Origin of the sequence: Flavobacterium sp. (assembly GCF_043760115.1) — a bacterium.
GTDB lineage: Bacteria > Bacteroidota > Bacteroidia > Flavobacteriales > Flavobacteriaceae > Flavobacterium.
The window spans coordinates 1-2383 of sequence record NZ_JAYUPK010000142.1 but is presented as its reverse complement, the minus strand read 5'-3'; the positions used below and the strand labels follow the sequence as shown (position 1 = coordinate 2383).

Here is a 2383-nt window from a genome sequence, read left to right as displayed (position 1 = left end):
AGTAGGTGAAGATTATGAAGCTTTCTTAATAACTAAAATAGAAAATATAAAATAATTATGAAAATAGAGGAATTAAACAAATCAAAAGTTCCAATTATTGTATTTGATAAAAAATTGGAAGAATTTAGAGGAAAGGTATTATTTCCTGAAAAATTAAAAAAAGCTAACGAAATATTAGCAAAAGCTGGATTGCCAAATTCTTTAACTAAAAATTAAGTTTAGAAGAGAAGCCAAATTCTAAAACTCACAAAAATAAACTGGTTTGTTAACAAAAATTTCATTAGAAGTTGGCGTTAACAAACCAGTTTTTAAATCTCTATTAAAAACAGAAACTGTATTTGATAATTGACTTGCAACCAAAACCGTTTTATCATTATTAGTCAAAATAAAATTTCTTGGAGATTTTCCTGTAGGTATTTTTTGGATGACTCTTATTTCATTTTCTAATTGTAAAACTGCTATAAAATTATCATTTCCTCTTACTGATGCGTACAAGAATTTCTCATCTTTACTTAATTTAACTTCTGCTGCTGAACCATTTTTAGTTTTATCATCAGTTAAATCAATGGTTTGAACTAATTCCAATTTATTATTATTATATTTAAAAACTCCTATTTGATTGGTCAATTCAAAGGTTACAAATGCTTTTGTTCCTGCTTTATTAAAAAATAAATGTCTTGGTCCAGTTGCTTTTGGAACATCTATGGTTATAGCATTTTTATCTTGTAAAAAAGTTTTAGAATTTTCATCAAATGGTATAATTTCTATAACATCTCTACCTAAATCGGTTACAAAAATTCTATTTTCTGTTGGATGAAAAACTACCGAATGTACATGTGGATTTTCTTGTCTATCTAGATTTACACTTTTTCCTTCGTATTGAATTAATTGATTATTTTCTGATAATTTTCCGAATTTATCAATTGGAAAAACACTTAAATTTCCACCAGAATAATTGCCAACCAAAACATAATTTTCATTTTTGCTAAATGCAACTGTACACGGATGATTACCTTTAGTGAAAAAAGAGTTTATTTTCGTGAAAGTTTTAGAAGATTTATTATAAGAAAATGAAGTTACTTTTCCGCCATCATTACTTGCTGTTTCTTCAACTGTAACTACAATTGTTTTAGATTTATTTGCAATTACAAACGATGGATTTTCAACTCCAGTAATTACTTTTTCTAAAGCTACTAAATTGGTTTTTGAATCAAAATTAATCAAATTTATTCCTTGCGAAGCGTTTTCTGTATATGTTCCAACTAGAAAAGAATAATTTTTATTAGAAGAGCAACTATTAAAAAACAAAGCCAAAATTGAAACTAAAAGTAACGATTTTTTCATAAAAAATTAAAGTTTAGTTCGCAATTCATCTACTTCAATATCACTATGAGAAACAGTGTAAATTGCTTTACCATCTTTAATAAGAATGAGTTGTGGCGATTGATGTTCAACATCAAACCGAGTTGAAATTTCGTTAGAAATACTTCTGTTTTCTAATAAATCTAGAAAATAAGGTGTTACTTTTTCTTCCAAATCAAATTCGTTTTCAAATTGTTTTAAAGCCATTCTGCTGATGCTACAACGTGTACTGTGTTTGAAAATTAGAACCGGTTTTACTGTAGACAAATCTATTATTTCATTTAGTTGACCTAAATCTGTTAGTTGTGTCCAAGACATTTTTGAAGAATTTTGACTTTCGTCTGCACTTCCAAATATATTTTTAAATAAACTCATATTATTTTTTGCTAATTACATTCAATTGATTTTGTAAAATTACAGCATCTTTTTCTAAATTATGGCTATTTAAAAAACTAATTAAATCTTTAAGTCTGACTTCATCATTATATTTTAAATTCCAAGATAATTTTTTCAAACATTCAGAGCATAATGCATTGGGTTTAGAATCGGATTCGTCAATATTATTTACACCATTCATCAGGCAAACTGCATTAATACAATGATTTAAAGAAAACATATGTCCAATTTCGTGTGAAGCCGTTTTAATACTTCTGTCCAAACAAAGTGCATAATTTTCAGTTGATAATGGTGTGTAATAAAATCTATTAAAAGAAGAAATTCCTGTTCGTTTAGAATATTTTGCCAAACCAAAAACATAATTCCAAGCTTCACTAGGATACAAATCTTTGGCTGTAATTGCCATAATTACAATGCCATCTTTTGGAGTTAAAGTAGGTAAAACTTTATCAATTATGTAAGTTGCATTAAATTGTTCTTTCTCAAAATTGATTCTTTTTTCATATTTTGGTATTTCATCTTCCGATATTGATTTAAGAATAACTGTTTTAAGTTTAAAAAATATAGAAACATAATTGGCTGTTTCATCTACAATTTTCTTTTCTAAGGTTGTGAAATTTCCAAT

At 26.6% G+C, this 2383-nt stretch carries 4 protein-coding genes; 1 reads left to right on the top strand and 3 read right to left on the bottom strand.

The window, feature by feature from the left end; genetic code table 11:
* Positions 1-57 precede the first annotated feature (57 nt).
* The gene (locus tag ACH2BC_RS12370; protein WP_395054313.1) at positions 58-216 is read left to right on the top strand and encodes a hypothetical protein; all 159 of its coding nucleotides are present in this window, start codon (positions 58-60) and stop codon (positions 214-216) included.
* Between the two features lie 21 nt (positions 217-237).
* On the opposite strand, the gene ACH2BC_RS12365 is transcribed toward ACH2BC_RS12370, so the two are convergent.
* The 3 genes from ACH2BC_RS12365 to ACH2BC_RS12355 all read right to left on the bottom strand — a co-directional run.
* Entirely contained in the window at positions 238-1344 is a 1107-nt protein-coding gene (locus tag ACH2BC_RS12365; protein ID WP_395054312.1) for a lactonase family protein, read from the bottom strand.
* A gap of 6 nt (positions 1345-1350) precedes the next feature.
* The gene (gene ytxJ / locus ACH2BC_RS12360) at positions 1351-1737 is read right to left on the bottom strand and encodes a bacillithiol system redox-active protein YtxJ (RefSeq protein ID WP_395054311.1); all 387 of its coding nucleotides are present in this window, start codon (positions 1735-1737) and stop codon (positions 1351-1353) included.
* Between the two features lies 1 nt (position 1738).
* Positions 1739-2383, bottom strand: a 645-nt coding sequence (locus ACH2BC_RS12355) for an archaemetzincin (protein ID WP_395054310.1), incomplete at its 5' end; no start/stop codon positions are given.

Excerpts from the sequence above, each read along its gene's own strand:
- ACH2BC_RS12370 (WP_395054313.1), top strand. The coding sequence starts at position 58 with ATGAAAATAGAGGAATTAAACAAATCAAAAGTTCCAATTATTGTATTT.
- ACH2BC_RS12365 (WP_395054312.1), bottom strand. The coding sequence starts at position 1,344 with ATGAAAAAATCGTTACTTTTAGTTTCAATTTTGGCTTTGTTTTTTAAT.
- ytxJ (WP_395054311.1), bottom strand. The coding sequence starts at position 1,737 with ATGAGTTTATTTAAAAATATATTTGGAAGTGCAGACGAAAGTCAAAAT.